This is a genomic window from Ketogulonicigenium robustum, assembly GCF_002117445.1.
Lineage (GTDB): Bacteria > Pseudomonadota > Alphaproteobacteria > Rhodobacterales > Rhodobacteraceae > Ketogulonicigenium > Ketogulonicigenium robustum.
In genome coordinates, this window is record NZ_CP019937.1 from 497,501 (window position 1) to 513,988 (window position 16,488).

Sequence of the window (16,488 nt, forward strand, 5' to 3'; positions counted from 1 at the left end):
CCTTACTGACCGATAGCGAACCAGTACCGTGAGGGAAAGGTGAAAAGCACCCCGACGAGGGGAGTGAAACAGTACCTGAAACCGGACGCCTACAAGCAGTCGGAGGGACCTCGAGTCCTGACGGCGTACCTTTTGTATAATGGGTCATCGACTTGGTCTCACAAGCAAGCTTAAGCCGTTAGGTGTAGGCGCAGCGAAAGCGAGTCTTAATAGGGCGAATGAGTTTGTGGGATCAGACCCGAAACCAAGTGATCTAGCCATGACCAGGATGAAGGTTGGGTAACACCAACTGGAGGTCCGAACCCACACCTGTTGAAAAAGGTCGGGATGAGTTGTGGCTAGGGGTGAAAGGCCAATCAAACTTGGAGATAGCTGGTTCTCTGCGAAATCTATTTAGGTAGAGCGTCAGACGAATACCCTCGGGGGTAGAGCACTGGATGGGTAATGGGGTCCCACAGACTTACTGATCCTAACCAAACTCCGAATACCGAGGAGTAATATCTGGCAGACACACGGCGGGTGCTAACGTCCGTCGTGAAGAGGGAAACAACCCTGACCTACAGCTAAGGCCCCTAATTCATGGCTAAGTGGGAAAGCAGGTGGGACGACCAAAACAACCAGGAGGTTGGCTTAGAAGCAGCCATCCTTTAAAGATAGCGTAACAGCTCACTGGTCTAATTAAGTTGTCCTGCGGCGAAGATGTAACGGGGCTCAAGCCATGAGCCGAAGCTTAGGGTGTGCATTTATGCACGCGGTAGCAGAGCGTAGTGTGACATAGCGCAATGCCTCTTCAGTCTTCGAAAGAAGATTTTGGAGGCAAGGCGCTTTCTGTGAAGCCGGGCTGTGAGGCATCCGGTGGAGAGATCACTAGTGAGAATGATGATATAAGTAGCGACAAAGAGGGTGAGAGACCCTCTCGCCGAAAGTCCAAGGGTTCCTGCTTAAAGCTAATCTGAGCAGGGTAAGCCGACCCCTAAGGCGAGGCCGAAAGGCGTAGTCGATGGGAAGCAGGTTAATATTCCTGCGCCAGGAGATGGTGACGGATCTCAAAGGTAGTTCAGTCTTATCGGATTGATTGGGCTGCTCAGAGGTCCCTGGAAATAGCCCTCCATAAGATCGTACCCTAAACCGACACAGGTGGACTGGTAGAGAATACCAAGGCGCTTGAGAGAACTATGTTGAAGGAACTCGGCAAAATACCTCCGTAAGTTCGCGAGAAGGAGGCCCGTTCAGTAGGCAACTATTGGGCGGGGGCACAAACTAGGGGGTGGCGACTGTTTACTAAAAACACAGGGCTGTGCGAAGTCGTAAGACGACGTATACAGTCTGACGCCTGCCCGGTGCTGGAAGGTTAAAAGGAGAGGTGCAAGCCTTGAATTGAAGCCCCAGTAAACGGCGGCCGTAACTATAACGGTCCTAAGGTAGCGAAATTCCTTGTCGGGTAAGTTCCGACCTGCACGAATGGCGTAACGACTTCCCCGCTGTCTCCAACATAGACTCAGCGAAATTGAACTGCCCGTGAAGATGCGGGCTACCCGCGGTTAGACGGAAAGACCCCATGCACCTTTACTCCAGCTTCACATTGGCATCAGGCCAAGCATGTGCAGGATAGGTGGTAGGCATTGAAACAGAGACGCCAGTCCCTGCGGAGCCATCCTTGAGATACCACCCTTGCTTTGCTTGATGTCTAACCGCGGTCCGTTATCCGGATCCGGGACCCTGTGTGGTGGGGAGTTTGACTGGGGCGGTCGCCTCCCAAAGTGTAACGGAGGCGCGCGAAGGTTGGCTCAGACCGGTCGGAAATCGGTCGTCGAGTGCAATGGCATAAGCCAGCCTGACTGCGAGACTGACAAGTCGAGCAGAGACGAAAGTCGGCCATAGTGATCCGGTGGTCCCGAGTGGAAGGGCCATCGCTCAACGAATAAAAGGTACGCTGGGGATAACAGGCTGATGATGCCCAAGAGTCCATATCGACGGCATCGTTTGGCACCTCGATGTCGGCTCATCTCATCCTGGGGCTGGAGCAGGTCCCAAGGGTATGGCTGTTCGCCATTTAAAGAGGTACGTGAGCTGGGTTTAGAACGTCGTGAGACAGTTCGGTCCCTATCTTCCGTGGGTGTAGGATACTTGAGAGGAGTTGCCCCTAGTACGAGAGGACCGGGGTGAACGGACCACTGGTGGACCAGTTATCGTGCCAACGGTAGTGCTGGGTAGCTATGTTCGGACAGGATAAACGCTGAAGGCATCTAAGCGTGAAGCCCCCCTCAAAACAAGGTATCCCTGAGGACCGTGAAAGACCATCACGTCAATAGGCTAGAGATGTAAGTGCAGTAATGCATTCAGTTGACTAGTACTAATCGTCCGATAGGCTTGGTTTGATCCAGAAATAGCTCAACCAAATCAAAAATCATACATAACAGTATACTTGAACAAAAATGCTTCTTTCCCGGTCTGGTGGATATAGCTCTTGCAAAACACCCGATCCCTTCCCGAACTCGGAAGTTAAGTGCAAAAACGCTGATGGTACTGCGACTTAAGTCGTGGGAGAGTAAGTCACCGCCAGACCTGATAAGAAGCATATCTCTCTCTATATACAAAAAATCCAAACAACGCGGGGTGGAGCAGCCCGGTAGCTCGTCAGGCTCATAACCTGAAGGCCGCAGGTTCAAATCCTGCCCCCGCAACCAACAAATCCTACACTTTCCGCAACCTCCCCTAAAACGGAGGTCTTTTGATGCACAGACATCAGGTCCGCATTCAGGCTCAAAGCCAGAATAATGCCGGACAAGACAGCGAACAATCATCGAGCTGAGGCTTGAGCACCCATTGGTGCAGGTCGAGAAATCGAACGACGCGCGGATGGGTTTGACGCGCGAAGAGTATAGAGCCCTGCGCACCCCTAGCGCCAGAAAATACTATTCTTGCTGTATCATGGTATTATACTGGACCTATATTTGGCTTTGATCTTGCAGGGGCATAGTGGAAGACCAGATCGCGACCCAACCGCGCCTTCTTGCTGATCGCATTGCTGCTGCCCTCGCGCAGGACGCGGGCGAGGACCCGCTTTATCGCCGTTTGGCGCGGGCCATGCGCCTCCTCATCGCGGCGAGCGAGATGAAAAACAACGACAACCTGCCCTCCGAGCGACGCCTCGCCGAAGTCACAGGGCTGTCGCGGGTGACAGTACGAAAGGCGCTGACAGCTTTGGCCGAGGAAGGCATCATCGGTCGGCGCGCCGGGGCGCGTGCGCATGTCGTGAAAGATATCGACCAATCGCTCTCGGTGCTTATCGGGTTTACGGCTGATATGCGACGGCGCGGGGCTGATGGCCGCTCGATCCTGCTGTCGCAAGATGTCGGGCTCCCGACCCCTGACGAGGTTATTTTGTTAGGGATATCACCGACCGACAAGGTCATGCGGTTGTCGCGGGTGCGGCTGGCCGAGGATGAGCCGGGATCGGCCGATATCTGAACTTCTACAACACCCGCCGTCCGCATTCATCGCTTGACGGGAAAACCCCCGATCACGCTTACTTCAACCAGCCAATGCCCGAAGTGGCAGACGCCTAACCGAAGAGGAAAACCACTTAGAAAACGCCCGGAACATATTTAGATAAACCGAACCACCTCTATACCGGGGGGCAGGGCATTGCGCAACGTCACCCAAAGGCCTGCCAGAATCTCGGGCGGGTATTGCGGGATGAAGTCGAACCTGAAGAAGGTGGTCAGAAAATGGTCCATGGCTTTCAGTCCGGACGTATGGGCAGGGGGGGCGCAAGGCACGGCACAGAAGTGGCGGATCAGTCGCAGCTGAGGGTGTGTTCGCTCGCGTCATACCCCTCGTAGTCGGGGGCGCCGTAACCGGGGAAAACCTCGGCTTGGGGGGCTGCGGCGGGGCGATGCCGAACCATTTGGTGTAGATTTCAGCGAACGCGTCGTTGGTCTTCATGCATTCCAGCGCGACTTCGACTTCGTTGCGGAAAGCGACGTCGTCCTTGCGGAAGAAAAACGACACGTTCACGCCCACCGGAATGCGTAGCGACACTTCCAGTTGCGGGTTTTCGGCAGCGAAATACCGGCTGGCCGACATATCGGCAATGGTGGCGTCGGCGCGGCCCGTCAGCACTGCGCGGATCGCATTGGGCTGCGAATTGTAACGGTCCGACTGCAGGCCCGTGAAGATCGACGAAAACGGGGTGTCGATCAGGTCGGTGCCGGGGCGGCCCATCTGCGCGGCCAGTGCAACGCCAAGGTCGTAGGTAAAGCCGGTCAGGTCACCGTCATCGCCGACGAAGGCAAAGGGGGCGAAGCCGCCATCATCGGCCGCGCGCAGGGGGCATTGCTGTCTTGGGCAAAGGCGCCCCGCGTTCCGAGGAACGCAACTGCAGCAAGAGCGTCTTTCAGAATATTGGTCGTTTAGGTCTTCTGTTGGATCTGTTGCTGTCGGGGCGGTGGGCCGACCCGAGGGGGTAATGGCTAGGATGTGGCTTGTTCGGCGGCCAGAAAGCCTTGCGCCAGCGCGACAGCCGCCAGTACCAGGTCGATCACCGGAATGCCGATGGCCGCTTGTAGGCGTGCCCGCGCCGGTCCCATGTCCGCGCAGCCCAGTACCAAGACGCCAGCACCCGCTCCGGCAAGGTCGGCTCCGATGGCGCAGGTGCGGTCGAACAGCGCGGGGTCGGTGCTGGTCGGCAGCAGTGGTGCCGGCGGGCAGGGGCAGCTCGCCTGCGCATCGCGCTTCGATTCCCATCTCGCACATGCGGCGGCGGTGCCGCAGCAGCGATGCGGGGGTCATGGCGATGATGCCAAATCGGTCTGCGCGCGTGCCAGCGCGGCCATCAGGCCTGCCTCCGTAACCGATCACGGTGCGGATGGTCACTTAGCGCGCGATATGGCCGCAGGGGCCGAAAAAGCATGCGCTGATATAGGCGCTGGCGGCGCGCGCGCGAACCTCGGCGGCAAGGCGCAGGCCAGCGGTCGCGACGCCTTCTTCGGCCGCGATGGTGGGGGGCATGTCGTCCAGCCCCGATCACGTCGACCCCATCAAAGGGCGCGAAGCTGGTTCAGATCGACGATACTCGACCCACCAATCATGTGGTTGCCATCTTAGGTGCCGCATTTAACGACGGCGAAGGCGCAGGTGGAATTCTGATACGCCTCTGCGCAGACCGACAGTTCTTGGTGATAGAGGCGCTTTTCCAGCTCTTCGGATTGCGACGGGTTGTTTTGCGACGGGGTGTTGTAACCGATGCTGACCAACTGCACGCCCTGTAGACCCAGAATGCGCCATGTTTCTGGCCAGCGCCGGTCGTTACAGATCGCAAGGCCCGTGATCACACCGGCGTTGCGCACCACGTTGAAGCCGGTATCGCCTGACAGGAAATAGAGCGCTTTTCCAAGTGCTGGTGCGTGCGTTCAGCCTCGAATTCGGCGTGGCCGGGCAGGTGGGTCTTGCGGTATTTCAGGGTGATCTCGCCCGATGCATCGACCAGAATAGCGGTGTTGAAATGCTGACCTTCGGGCGTTAGTTCGCAGTAGCCGAAGCTGAACGACATCCCATAGGCCTTGGCGCGGACGAGCAGCGGCTGGACGGCGGGGTTCGGCATTTGCGTTTCGAACCATATATCGAAATCCGCGCGGTTTTCCATGTCAGAGCGGGGAAAGAACGTCGTCAGCGTCATTTCGGGAAACGACAGAAACTCTACACCCTGTGCATGGGCCTGATCCATCAGGGCCAGCATGCGTGCAACAACCTGATCGCGCGTTTCCGCACGTCGAATGCCGCCGATTTGCGCCGCGCCGATTTTCATTTTCGTCATGATGTCGATCTTTGTCTTGAGGGTGCTTAGTCGAGGACGCGTGCAAGGAATTCGCGCAGCCGTTCAGATTGGGGGTTCGCGAAGATGTCCTCGGGGTGCCGCTTTCGACGACGTGGCCCTTGTCCATGAAGACGACCCGGTCGGCGGCCTCGCGCGCGAAACCCATCTCGTGCGAGACGACCAGCATGGTCATGCCGCGCGCCTTCAGGTCTTTCATCACGCGCAGAACCGACCCAACCAATTCGGGATCAAGCGCGGATGTCGGCTCGTCGAACGGCATCACTTTGGGGGCGAGCGCAAGCGCGCGGGCGATGGCAACGCGCTGTTGCTGCTCGCCCGACCCCGACGGCCCGATCACGAAGACCAATTCACCCTTGTTCACCTTCAGGTCGATCGACCAAAGAACCTCGACCTCGCCGAAGCGTTTTTGCAGGGCGTGAATTTCTGACATGGGGGGTGCATCGTCTTCCTTCCTTAACGGCGTCCACTGCTACGGCCTCGGTCGCGACAGCGGCGGGCGATAGCGGACTAAAGGCGCGAAAACGCCTGATATGTGAGCCGGTAAATATGGTAAGAAGATAAGTGAAACTTATGCGATGGCGCGCGGCCCTAGGGCGCGGTGGAGGTTAAGCATATGAAGTTTCGCGGGAAAGTGTCCTTCGTATCGCGGGGGGCCGGGCTGGCGCTGATGGGTGCGCCAGCGGCGGGCATGGGGCGTTTGTGTGATTCTGGGCGACTTCGCGACCCGTGTTTGTTTTGTGGGCGTTTTACAGACGGTCTTTTGGTGCGGGTTTGCGCAGGCTAAGGCCGCCGAATATGAAGCCCGCCCCGATCAGGCCGTAGAAGCCGCCAAAGATGATCACCATGAACACGGCCGCCGCAGGCCCGCCCGGGTCACCGTCGTTTGCCAGTGCCGCGCCGACCAGCGCGGTGATGATGACTGCAGGCAGCGCTAGCAGGAACAGCGCGCCCGTTGCGATCAGGCCGCGGCTGATCCGCAGCGTGGTGCCGCTGATCCGCGCCAGCCAAATCAGCGCGGCGATAAGGGCGATCAGTTGAATGACGACCACCGGTATCAACCCGATATCAGCCGAGGCCGTCAGGCTGGCCGCCGCTACCAAAGCCGAGGTCAGCGGGCTTGCAGCATAGGCGATCAGCACGGCCAGACCGATGATCGTCGCCCATCGCAGAAAAGGGCGCTCGGCGGGCGTGGGGGTGTCCATGGGGGCGTCCTTGGGTAGGTTTCAGGGTGCTCACCATGGCGTAACACGGAAAAGTCAGCCGCGTCAAAAGCCTAGCGCGGTGCGGGGTGCGCCGCCCGATTGGGCGGATCCCCGCTGGTTGGTGGCGGGCGTGGATGCAAGGTGCTGGCCCGCGTTGCTTTGGCGAGCTGAATTCATTTAAGTCACGGGACATCGCGCGTTCGTGAACGCGCGGCAAAGTCGCCTTACCGAGGAGCCCCCATGCGCCACCTGAAATTTGCCTGCGGCGCGGCCGCACTAGCGCTGCCGCTGCACGCCCATGCCGACGTGTATGACCATGTCAACAGCGCGCTGGACGCCTTGCCCGCGCAGGTGTTCGCAGGGGCCGAGCCGGCGCAATTCGTCAATCTGCACGCGATTTCGATGGTCTTCGGGACAGCCGATTTCGCGCCCAGCATGGCAGGTCGGGCCAGTGTGGGGTTGGATTTGCCGGTTCTGCAGGCGCTTGGTAATGGCGATAGCGCGACCTTTGCTGATAAGGCTGGCGTCAGCCCCTGCGAGGTGAACTTCTTTGTGTCGCTGGGCGCGCGCCCGAACCAAGCCGTTATCTGGGGTGGCGAGCAAGGCATGCCGGGGGCGATCGCCGCCAGCCTGCCCGCCGTCGGGTTCGCGCCCATCGCGGACGATGTATCTGCCAACGGCCCCGTGGGCGAGATGAACTTTGGGGCGGTCGATGCGCAAAACCCGTGGGTCGGCCCGATGGGCGAGGCCAGCCTTGTCGCGGTTACGCCGACCGTCGTGTATCAGGCATCCTCGCAGGCCGCGCTGGATGCGGTAATGGCGACGCCTTCCGCCTATGACACGCCGACGGGCCAAGCGCTGAGCAAACTGTTCGCGGCTGGCGGCCAATACGTAGTACAGGGGGTGTTCTTCTCGTCCGCGTTCGGGCGGTCTGTGGCCGAGGGCGGCGGCGAGACGGTGCCCGCCTATGCTGGCGGGGCCTTGGTCGATATGCAGGGCGAGCAGGGGCCGATCACGCTGCTGGCGCTGGTTTACACCGACTGCACCACCGCCGAGGCCGCGCTGGCCGCCCCGTGGCCGCAAGAGGTTGAGGTGCCGCTGCAAACAGTGCTGGCCGAGACAGAAGGGCTGTGCATCGCCGTGACCCGCGCTGGCGTAACCGACGGCAGCCAAAACGCCAATCGGGTGTTTGACGCGGCCTATCGCGGTATGCTCTCGCGCAGCTTTGCCCCCGTCGCCGTGGGGGGCAAGTAAGGTGCCGCGCGCATCAGCATGGGCGATTGTCGGGCTTTTTGCAGGCGTTCCGCTGGCCAGCCTTGCCCAGCAACCCCAAGTGGCCGTCGATGTGGTGGCCCAATGCACCGGCCAGATCCTGATCGCGTGCCCGCTGGAGGATGCGGGGCGGCTGCTGCTCTGCGTCGATGGGGCGGGGTTCAAGATGCAGTATGACGGCGGCGAGGGTAGGCAGGTCAGCGCTGTCAGCCCGTTTGCGGCGAATCGCGTGACGCCCGCGTGGAACGGCTTTGGGTCGAGCATCAACAGCGGCGTTTATTTTGACGCCGATGGGCAGGACTATCTGGCCTGGATCAGCTTTGATCGGTTCAGCGCAGGCGAGGCGGGGGGGACAACTGCAGGCCTCAGCTTGTTGGACGGTGATCAACCGCCCCACGTGCTGCACTGTGCACCTGGCGCCCAGACACACGCCGTCATGCCGCTGGTCATCGAAGATGTCATGGGCGAGGCGGGATACGTCTACAACGACGCGGCGGACGTGTAGGAGAGCGCATCGCGCTGATCTGGGGCCCAAAAAACCAACGGGTCACAGCGGTCGCCTCAAAAAATCGCAGCGTTGTTGCGCTGCGTCAGTATTTGTCTTGCACCCGTTCCTATGGAACAGATACGCCCGCATTGAAAAGCGGCGCGCCGATATTGCAAGGCAGGGGCGCAGCCACGTTGCTTCGCGCTTTGGCGCATGGTCTGAAAGAGTGACACCATGAAGGTTCTTATTCTGGAAACAACTGCCGATGCTGAGGCGCGCGCTGCCGGCATCATCGCCGAGACCGTCAAGGCCAAGCCTTCGGCGGTTCTGGGGCTGGCGACAGGGGGCACGATGTTACCGCTGTACGCTGCGCTGCGCCGTATGCACACCGATGAGGGGCTGTCGTTCGCGCAGGTGACCACCTTTAATTTGGATGAATACGTCGGGCTTGCGCCCTCGCACCCTGCGTCCTACCACCATTACATGCGCGATGTGCTGTTCGACCATATCGATATCGATCTGGCGAATACCCACCTGCCGCGCGGCGACGCGGCAGACCCCATCGCCGAAGCTGATGCGTATGAGGCGCTGATCGCCAGTGCCGGCGGGATTGATTTGCAGCTGCTCGGCATCGGCCGCAACGGCCATATCGGCTTCAACGAGCCAACCTCGAGCCTGTCGTCGCGCACGCGCATCAAGACCCTGACCGAGAGCACCCACGCGGCCAATCGCCCCTACTTTGCCGAAGGCGAGGCGCTGCCCAAATACGCCCTGACGATGGGCATCGGCAGCATTCTGGCGGCCCGCCACTGTGTTCTGCTGGCTACGGGTGCTGCCAAAGCGGATGTCGTCGCTGCGATGATCGAAGGCCCACTCGCCGCCGTCTGCCCCGCATCGGCACTGCAGCTGCACCCTTGCGCCACAATCGTGCTGGACCGCGCTGCGGCATCGACCCTGAATCTGACAAGCTATTACCACCTCGTCCACCAAGACGGCGCTAAAAGCGCTTTCGAGTAACGCAAGACGACCAGCCCGGCGCACCCGCGCCGGGTAAGTTGGCTAGCGTTGTTTGGGTGTTGGCGGAGCAGGTGGGATTCGAACCCACGGGACCATTCCTGGCCCGGCGGTTTTCAAGACCGCTGCCTTAGACCACTCGACCACTGCTCCGAAGGCGTAACTACCTGTGCGGATGGGTGTTGCCAAGAGGCAAAACACTCAACAGTTTAGCTGTGCGGCGGCAGTGGGGCGATCGGTGGGTTTTGCACGGTTTTGCCGAGGCGGTAGGGCGTTTTAGTGGGGTTCACGCGGATTGTTAGCATTGATTCCAAAGTGAAATAGGCGCGCAGCAGCCGAAACGCGATATAGCTGGGTACGCCCAGAATGCTGCGCGGTTTTCCGGCCAGCAGGCAGGCCAGCACCGCAACGATAAGCGACGCGCTGAGCATGAAGGCCACTAGTGGCTGCCATTCCATCATCCCGCGTGGGCCCGAGCCGAATGCGAATTCCAGCACGCCGAAAAGCAGCAGCGGGATCATCGCGGTGCGGCGCGCCGAATTGAACAGCATGTAGGGCAGCACGATCCGGCCGCGAATGCTGGCGGGGCCGCCCAGCACTATCTGGCGCCCGCGCGCGCTGATGTGCAGAACCGACCGGAACCACCGCAGGCGTTGCTCGCGCATGTGGGCGAGGCTGGTCGGAACTTCGGATATATAGCGGATGCGCGGGTCGACGACGATGTCGTAGCCAATTGCGCCGATACGCATCGAGATATCGGTATCCTCGCCGTTCATTCCGCTGACAAAGCCACCTAGCGCGCGTAGATCTGCCGTGCGGTAGACAGCAAGCATGCCGGGCACGCCGACTACCCCGTTCACGGCTTGCAGCGCGACGGAGTAAAACCCGTGCTTTACAAATGTCTCGATCTGGCGGGCAGGGTCAAAGGGGCCGCCGCCGGGCACCAAGGGCAACCCGCCCACGACGCCGACACGGCCGTCGGAGAACCAAGACAGCGCTCGCGCGATTGATCCGGGCAAGATCTGTGTATCGGCGTCGACGCGGATCAGAATGTCGGTCTCGGCAAGGCGCAGGCCTGTGTTCAGCGCATGTGATTTGCCGGGCGTCGGCTCGCGCAGGACGCGGCCCGAAATATGCTGCGCCGCCGCAAAAGCACGGGTAGCGATCGCTGCGGTTGCGTCGCGCGAGTTATTGTCGATCAGCAGGGCGTGCACCGTGCCACCGTAACCTGCCGCGGCCCGATCTAGCGCCTCGATCGTGCGGGCAATGATGTATTCTTCGTTGAAAGCGGGAATGATGACAGTCACGTCGGGGGTGTAGCTGTCATCGCGGCGCGTGCGCCAGTGCTTGATGCGGGCGACGACATACAGCATCAGAAAAAACAGCGGCAGCACAAGAAAAACGCCCGGGCCCAAGCCGCCGATGATGCCGCTGTGACGCAGTGCGCTGACGATTTGGCGGGCGTGCGCCTCGACCCAGTGGGCGGCCAGAATGGCGATGGTCAGCAGCACCAAGCCTAGCAGCACGTCACGGCCAAAGCCGATGACGCGGCGGCGAATAGGGATCTCGCGCGGCAGGCTGGCATGTTCCAGCAGCTTCAGCGCAAACCAAAGCCACGCGAAAATGCCGCTCAGCACCTCGACCAGATGTAGGGGGATGCCGAGGCCGGACACGCTGGAAATGCCCGCCAGCAGCAGGTCTGCTGCCAAACAGATCGCGATGTAGCCTGGCAGCATATCGGCGATCAGCCGCAATCGCGTATGCGCATCGCGGCCCCAGAACAGGGCAAAGCTGACCAGAAACGACAGCGCATAGGCGCGAAAGGCGATGGCATGCTGACCGGTAAAACCAACATCCAGAACATAGTCGCCCGCCGGAAAGACGCGCGCCAGATCGCCGTGGTTCAGCACATAGATCTGCAGCGCCGCCAGCGCGGTGAACAGCGCCAGCATGCACGGCGCGCGCCAGACAGGCACCGGCGCGGCAAAGCTGCCCGGTGCGCTGTCGACCGATGTGAAAACCGCAGGCGCACCATGCCCGACCGCGACCGCCATTTGTCTGCCCCTTCGCGGTTAATGCGTGGTGGCCGGTGCCGCGATCAGCAGGGCGACGGCGTGGTCGTCCAGCTTGGATCGCAGCGCGGGGTCATCTAACCGCATGACGAACTGGTCGCGGGCGTCGTTCACGTAAACCCAAGCGCTTGCTGGGGCGGCTGCGGGCAAGGCCGATGTTTGCAGCACGCTGATCGTCGCTGATGGCGCGTGGGTGCCCTGTGCCGTTGCGGGCGCGAATGGCAGATCGGCAAGCATGCGCGCGGCGGCTTGCGCCTCGGGCGGTGTCAGGCGGGCTACGCCATCCGTCAGCAATTGAGGCGTATTTCCAGTCATTTGGCCTAGCTGGTCGGCAATGCCGGTGATCGTGGTCGACCCCGGAACCAGCACGGAATCGCTGGCAAGTTCGGCGACCAAGGTCGGGCCGTCGTTACAAATTCCTTCGGCCCCAAAGCCGCGCCCGACCGTCACCTCCAGCTGGTTGACGGCGCCGGTCAGGGTGGGGGGAATGGTGGCGCTGCGGCGCAGCGACCCCTCGGCTGCGGCAAAGCTGTCCAACAGGTGGCCGTTCAGCATGACGGAAACCATCCAGCCGTCGCTACCTTGTGGTAGGGGGGCGAGGCCGTCAATTCCCAGCGGCCCAAGTGTCAGCCCATAGTCCAGACGGGCCGGAACGCGCCGGTCGGGCAGATCGTCGGCGCTGAAGCTATAGCGCCAGCTTTGCGTGCCGGTGAAACTGCGGGCGGCGCCCGCGGCCGGATCGGTGATTTGCAGCGGCCACTTGGCCTGCGTGCGTGCGGTTGCCGCATCGAAAGTCTCGGTCAGGGCTGCGATGGTTTGGGCGGTGGTGATAAAGGCCGGGTCCGCCGCCGCATCGCTGCCCAGCACGCTGACGTTCAGCCCCTGCCGCAGCGCGTTCGATACCGCCAGCACCGTGGTAGTCGCACGTGAATCATCGCCGGTCACGCCGGCCCACCGCACGCCCGCCCGTGCCCCCGCCAGCCGGTATTGGTCGGCGGCGGATTGCGGGGCCGACGCGGATCGCGCCTGCACCGTGCTTCCGGGCAGCAGCGACACCAGTGCGTTGCCGGTATTTATGCTGCACACGCCAGTCGTCGATACGCCGGTGATGGCAAAGGTCACCTGCGTTGAATTCAGCGCAAGATCTTGGTCTTGCAAGGGAATGCGCACCTCGCGCGTGTCGCGGCCTGCGGGCAGCAGCACTTCGGCGCGGCGCGTGCCGTTTAGCGAAATCCGCAGCGTGGCATTCACGTTTTCGGGGATTTCCGAGGCGAACTGCAGCACGACATCGCCCGCTGATACACGGGTATCGCGCGGCAACAGATAGGTCATGCGACCGTACCCGGGCAGGCCGGACACGACCGGCTCGCGCTCGGGCAGCGTCGCACCCACTGGCAGGATCACGGTGTTGGCCGCGTTTGGCCCCTCGGCTGTGCGCGGCAGGGGGGCGCCCGCCGCCCAAGGTATATAGGCGGCGTTCACCCGTGTTGAGGATAGGACGGCATCTGGGTCACGGGCCAATTGCACGGTGACATAGCTTGCCCACCCCGCCGCGCCGAGGACACCCAGCCCGATGACTGGTAAAACCCATTTCATATTAAAACTCCGGCGCGGCGGGGCCGCGTTTACATCGCCTTAACTGGCTTTTTTGATCGTGTGGCTGGCCGCCTCGGGCATATCCTGACGCCATAGTGAGGCCGCAGGGATCTTGCTGCGGTCGACACGATCGGCAAAGCGTTGGCTGATCTCGATCGTTTCGGCCAGCAGGCCGTTCGACAGGGTAATAGGCTCCAGCCCCAGCGCGATGAACGACCGGTTCGAGACGAACAGCTCGTTCTCGGCGGCTTCCAAGCGCGGGTTTTGAACACGATCTACCCTCGCGCCTGTGATCTTGGCCACCAACGCCGCCAGATCGCGCACGCGGTGCGTTTCTGTCATCTGGTTGCGTACGCGCACGCGTTCGCCGCGTTCGGGTGGATTGGCCACGGCCAGCGCGATACAGCGCACCGTGTCTTGGATGTTGATGAACGCGCGCGTCTGCCCGCCGGTGCCGTGCACTGTCAGCGGGTAACCAATCGCAGCCTCGATCAAGAAGCGGTTCAGAACCGTGCCGTAATCGCCATCATAGTCAAAGCGGTTGATCAGCGCGTCATCAAGGCGGGTCTCATCGGTCTGGGTGCCCCAGACGATGCCTTGGTGTAGGTCGGTTATGCGGATCTGGTCGTTCTTGGCGTAGAATTGGAACAGCAGCTGATCGAGCGATTTCGTCATATGGTAAACGCTGCCCGGGTTCGTTGGATACAGGATGCTGCGCGGCAGCAGGCGACCGTCGGGCGTTTCGACCTTCACATCCAGATAACCTTCGGGAATTTCCAGCCCGTCTCCGTCATAGCCGTAGACGCCCATGGTGCCCAAATGGACAACGTGGATATCCAGCTTCAACTCGGCAATCGCTACCAGCAGATTGTGCGTGCCGTTCAGGTTGTTGTCGACGGTATAGCGTTTTTGGCGCGGCCCCTTCATCGAATAGGGCGCGGCGCGTTGTTCGCCGAAATGGATGACCGTATCAGGCTTCAGCAGGTTCAAGACCGCCGCCAGACCGTCGTAATCCTGCGCGACGTCCAGATTGACGAAGCCCAGTTGATGGCCGGACACGCGCTGCCATGCGGCGATGCGGTCTTCGATGCTTGCGATGGGGGTCAGGCTTTGCGCCCCCAACTCGTCCGCGATTGCGCGGCGCGACAGATTGTCGACGATTGTCACTTCGTGACCCAAATTCGACAGGTGAAGGGCAGTGGGCCATCCACAGAAGCCATCGCCACCAATAACCAGGATATTGCCCATTACGGCCCCCAACAAAAACACTGTAGCGCAGCTAGATCCGGACCCTAGGTAAATCAATTCACCTCATGGCGATGTGATGGGAAAAGGCGAATTTTGCAATTATGAGGTGCATTTTTTGGCCAAATCTCATCGAAAGGTTGCGCTAACAGGTTAATGAAATCTGTGTTTGATGTTAAAAAAGGGCGGCACACCGGTCGTGTCCTCGCTGCGGGGCGGATGATTCTAGTCTTTATCCGGGCGTGGATGCGGCGGTAGATGCGTTAAATATAAGAACAATAGTGCGTTGTTGACGTTCCTGCGTCACCATGTGGTTTGTGCTGGGCCGCGTGCAGCCTTGTATCTTGTTAATTCCTGCTTTCACGAAACTTTGCAGGCTGTGGTGGTTTTGTAGTGCACGTATAGGTTGTTTTTCTTTACCTGCCCGTTCAGCCCTATCAGGGCCGCGCCCGATGGCAGGGCGTTGCGCGAATGTGACGCTTGGGCAGCACGCATGTGCGGGACACTGGCGTCGCCGCACAAAGCGCGCGACAACGTGCGGATCACCATTCAAGGCCCACGTGCATGTCGACACTGACCCGACCCAAGACCCAATTCGCCGTTCTGATCGTGCTGGGCTTGTCTCACTTCCTTAACGACCTGATGCAATCGCTGATCCCTGCGGTTTACCCGATCATCAAGGAATCCTACGCGCTGGATTTTGTGCAGATTGGCATCATAACGTTCACATTCCAGATCGCGGGGTCGATCCTGCAACCCGTCGTCGGGGCGGTGACCGACAAACGCCCTGCGCCTTATTCGCCGGTTGTGGGGATGATGTTCACGCTGTCGGGGCTGGTCTGTCTGGCCCGCGCGCATGACTACACCCAGATCCTGATTTCGGTCGCGCTGATCGGCATCGGCTCGTCGATTTTCCACCCCGAGGCGACACGTATGGCGCGCTATGCCTCGGGCGGGCGGCAGGGGCTGGCGCAGGGCATCTTTCAGGTCGGCGGGCAGGCGGGCGGTGCGCTGGGGCCGTTGCTGGCCGCGCTGGTCATTGTGCCAAAGGGGCAGGGCAGCCTGACGTGGTTTGCCGTTGTCGCGCTGCTGGCGATGGGCCTACTGACGTGGACGGGGCGGCAGCACCACCAGAACATCAAGCAACTGGCCGCGCGCCGCGCGAGCGCTGGGGCAGCCCCCTCGCCGTTCCCGCCGTCCAAAGTCGCCTTGGCGATGTTTGTGCTGATCTTCCTGATGTTTACCAAGAACGCCTATGGCGAAAGCTTCCGTTCGTTCTATACCTTCTACCTGATCGAACACTTCGGCCTCAGCGTGACGGCGTCGCAAATGATGCTGTTCGTGTTCTTGTTCTCGGCGGCGGCAGGCGCGTTGATCGGGGGAATCGTCGGCGACAAAATCGGCCGCTATCGCGTGATTTGGATCTCGGTTCTGGGGCCGCTACCGCTGACGCTGATGCTGCCCTATGTCGACTTGTTCTGGACCGGCGTTTTGTCGGTCGCCATCAACCTGATCATGGCCAGCGCGTTCGCATCCATCATGATCTACGCGATGGACCTGATGCCGAACCGCGTGGGGCTTGTCGGAGGGTTGTTCTACGGGCTGAACTTCGGGCTTGGCGGGGTGGCTGCTGCGATTTTGGGCGTGATGGCCGACACTTATGGCCTGTCGACCGTTTATCGTATCTGCGCCTTGCTGCCACTTGCGGGGCTGATGGCGTGGTTCTTGCCGCGCCTTGATACGCGCGGCAGCTAGCGCGTC

The 16,488-nt window shown here is 60.7% G+C and carries 14 protein-coding genes, 2 tRNA genes, 2 rRNA genes and 3 pseudogenes (1 of these 21 running past the window's edge); 9 read left to right on the forward strand and 12 right to left on the reverse strand.

The genetic code is table 11. The features are described 5' to 3' along the window. The 5 genes and pseudogenes from BVG79_RS02515 to BVG79_RS13430 all read left to right on the forward strand — a co-directional run. A 23S ribosomal RNA gene (locus BVG79_RS02515) occupies positions 1 to 2,378 on the forward strand; it begins 459 nt to the left of the window's first position. Between the two features lie 72 nt (positions 2,379 to 2,450). Further along, positions 2,451 to 2,565 (forward strand): 5S ribosomal RNA (rrf, locus tag BVG79_RS02520). 45 nt (positions 2,566 to 2,610) lie between these two features. Beyond that, positions 2,611 to 2,687, forward strand: a tRNA-Met gene (locus tag BVG79_RS02525). A 292-nt stretch (positions 2,688 to 2,979) separates the two neighbouring features. Next, the gene (locus BVG79_RS02530; RefSeq protein ID WP_257789405.1) at positions 2,980 to 3,471 is read left to right on the forward strand and encodes a GntR family transcriptional regulator; all 492 of its coding nucleotides are present in this window, start codon (positions 2,980 to 2,982) and stop codon (positions 3,469 to 3,471) included. Continuing rightward, a pseudogene (locus tag BVG79_RS13430) lies at positions 3,450 to 3,569 on the forward strand (integrase core domain-containing protein); the annotation flags it as partial. The gene BVG79_RS02530 and the pseudogene BVG79_RS13430, both read left to right, overlap by 22 nt. Before the next feature lie 39 nt (positions 3,570 to 3,608). On the opposite strand, the gene BVG79_RS13815 reads toward BVG79_RS13430, so the two are convergent. The 8 genes and pseudogenes from BVG79_RS13815 to BVG79_RS02550 all read right to left on the reverse strand — a co-directional run bounded on the left by BVG79_RS13815 (position 3,609) and on the right by BVG79_RS02550 (position 7,041). Continuing rightward, positions 3,609 to 3,740 carry a hypothetical protein gene (locus BVG79_RS13815; protein ID WP_257789406.1) on the reverse strand — a complete coding sequence of 44 codons (132 nt, stop codon included), beginning with the start codon at positions 3,738 to 3,740 and terminating at the stop codon, positions 3,609 to 3,611. A gap of 220 nt (positions 3,741 to 3,960) precedes the next feature. Then, positions 3,961 to 4,482, reverse strand: a pseudogene (locus BVG79_RS13875) (substrate-binding periplasmic protein); the annotation flags it as partial. Beyond that, positions 4,476 to 4,697: an aspartate/glutamate racemase family protein gene (locus tag BVG79_RS13715; protein ID WP_335617565.1), complete on the reverse strand. Its 222-nt coding sequence runs from the start codon at positions 4,695 to 4,697 to the stop codon at positions 4,476 to 4,478. The gene BVG79_RS13715 and the pseudogene BVG79_RS13875, both read right to left, overlap by 7 nt. A gap of 181 nt (positions 4,698 to 4,878) precedes the next feature. After that, complete coding sequence (locus tag BVG79_RS13820; RefSeq protein ID WP_257789408.1) at positions 4,879 to 5,013, reverse strand: hypothetical protein; 135 nt, start codon at positions 5,011 to 5,013, stop codon at positions 4,879 to 4,881. A 92-nt stretch (positions 5,014 to 5,105) separates the two neighbouring features. Continuing rightward, complete coding sequence (locus BVG79_RS13775) at positions 5,106 to 5,354, reverse strand: nitrilase-related carbon-nitrogen hydrolase (protein WP_250643767.1); 249 nt, start codon at positions 5,352 to 5,354, stop codon at positions 5,106 to 5,108. Then, complete coding sequence (locus tag BVG79_RS13780; RefSeq protein WP_250643768.1) at positions 5,333 to 5,818, reverse strand: nitrilase-related carbon-nitrogen hydrolase; 486 nt, start codon at positions 5,816 to 5,818, stop codon at positions 5,333 to 5,335. Before BVG79_RS13780 ends, BVG79_RS13775 begins: the two co-directional genes overlap by 22 nt. A 26-nt stretch (positions 5,819 to 5,844) precedes the next feature. Further along, a pseudogene (locus BVG79_RS13880) lies at positions 5,845 to 6,158 on the reverse strand (ATP-binding cassette domain-containing protein); the annotation flags it as partial. A gap of 427 nt (positions 6,159 to 6,585) precedes the next feature. Next, a complete protein-coding gene (locus BVG79_RS02550) occupies positions 6,586 to 7,041 on the reverse strand; it encodes a hypothetical protein (protein ID WP_085785493.1) in 456 nt (151 codons plus the stop codon). A gap of 240 nt (positions 7,042 to 7,281) precedes the next feature. On the opposite strand from BVG79_RS02550, the gene BVG79_RS02555 reads away from it, so the two are divergent. The 3 genes from BVG79_RS02555 (at position 7,282) to nagB (ending at position 9,817) form a co-directional block, all read left to right on the forward strand. Continuing rightward, complete coding sequence (locus BVG79_RS02555) at positions 7,282 to 8,295, forward strand: hypothetical protein (RefSeq protein WP_085785494.1); 1,014 nt, start codon at positions 7,282 to 7,284, stop codon at positions 8,293 to 8,295. Position 8,296: 1 nt separating this feature from the next. After that, positions 8,297 to 8,818: a hypothetical protein gene (locus tag BVG79_RS02560; protein ID WP_085785495.1), complete on the forward strand. Its 522-nt coding sequence runs from the start codon at positions 8,297 to 8,299 to the stop codon at positions 8,816 to 8,818. 216 nt (positions 8,819 to 9,034) lie between these two features. Further along, positions 9,035 to 9,817 carry a glucosamine-6-phosphate deaminase gene (nagB, locus tag BVG79_RS02565; protein WP_085785496.1) on the forward strand — a complete coding sequence of 261 codons (783 nt, stop codon included), beginning with the start codon at positions 9,035 to 9,037 and terminating at the stop codon, positions 9,815 to 9,817. A 60-nt stretch (positions 9,818 to 9,877) separates the two neighbouring features. Here the strand turns inward: nagB and BVG79_RS02570 are convergent. The 4 genes from BVG79_RS02570 to BVG79_RS02585 form a co-directional block, all read right to left on the reverse strand. After that, positions 9,878 to 9,967, reverse strand: a tRNA-Ser gene (locus BVG79_RS02570). A gap of 56 nt (positions 9,968 to 10,023) precedes the next feature. Beyond that, positions 10,024 to 11,868 (reverse strand): glycosyltransferase family 2 protein, encoded by a 1,845-nt coding sequence (locus BVG79_RS02575; protein WP_085785497.1) that lies wholly within the window; start codon positions 11,866 to 11,868, stop codon positions 10,024 to 10,026. 18 nt (positions 11,869 to 11,886) lie between these two features. Next, positions 11,887 to 13,482 carry a hypothetical protein gene (locus BVG79_RS02580; RefSeq protein ID WP_085785498.1) on the reverse strand — a complete coding sequence of 532 codons (1,596 nt, stop codon included), beginning with the start codon at positions 13,480 to 13,482 and terminating at the stop codon, positions 11,887 to 11,889. Positions 13,483 to 13,521: 39 nt separating this feature from the next. Continuing rightward, positions 13,522 to 14,730, reverse strand: coding sequence for an NAD-dependent epimerase/dehydratase family protein (locus BVG79_RS02585; protein ID WP_085785499.1), 1,209 nt, complete (start codon positions 14,728 to 14,730; stop codon positions 13,522 to 13,524). 561 nt (positions 14,731 to 15,291) lie between these two features. Here BVG79_RS02585 and BVG79_RS02595 point away from each other — a divergent pair. Next, on the forward strand, positions 15,292 to 16,482 hold the full coding sequence (locus tag BVG79_RS02595) for an MFS transporter (protein ID WP_198167880.1): 1,191 nt from the start codon (positions 15,292 to 15,294) through the stop codon (positions 16,480 to 16,482). The last annotated feature ends 6 nt before the right edge of the window (positions 16,483 to 16,488 follow it).

What these genes read in the sequence shown, in the direction of transcription:
- BVG79_RS02580 (WP_085785498.1), bottom strand. Translation starts at nt 13,482, where the DNA reads ATGAAATGGGTTTTACCAGTCATCGGGCTGGGTGTCCTCGGCGCGGCG.
- nagB (WP_085785496.1), top strand. Translation starts at nt 9,035, where the DNA reads ATGAAGGTTCTTATTCTGGAAACAACTGCCGATGCTGAGGCGCGCGCT.
- BVG79_RS13780 (WP_250643768.1), bottom strand. Translation starts at nt 5,818, where the DNA reads ATGACGAAAATGAAAATCGGCGCGGCGCAAATCGGCGGCATTCGACGT.
- BVG79_RS02555 (WP_085785494.1), top strand. Translation starts at nt 7,282, where the DNA reads ATGCGCCACCTGAAATTTGCCTGCGGCGCGGCCGCACTAGCGCTGCCG.
- BVG79_RS02595 (WP_198167880.1), top strand. Translation starts at nt 15,292, where the DNA reads ATGTCGACACTGACCCGACCCAAGACCCAATTCGCCGTTCTGATCGTG.
- BVG79_RS02585 (WP_085785499.1), bottom strand. Translation starts at nt 14,730, where the DNA reads ATGGGCAATATCCTGGTTATTGGTGGCGATGGCTTCTGTGGATGGCCC.
- BVG79_RS02550 (WP_085785493.1), bottom strand. Translation starts at nt 7,041, where the DNA reads ATGGACACCCCCACGCCCGCCGAGCGCCCTTTTCTGCGATGGGCGACG.
- BVG79_RS02575 (WP_085785497.1), bottom strand. Translation starts at nt 11,868, where the DNA reads ATGGCGGTCGCGGTCGGGCATGGTGCGCCTGCGGTTTTCACATCGGTC.
- BVG79_RS13815 (WP_257789406.1), bottom strand. Translation starts at nt 3,740, where the DNA reads ATGGACCATTTTCTGACCACCTTCTTCAGGTTCGACTTCATCCCGCAA.
- BVG79_RS13820 (WP_257789408.1), bottom strand. Translation starts at nt 5,013, where the DNA reads ATGCCCCCCACCATCGCGGCCGAAGAAGGCGTCGCGACCGCTGGCCTG.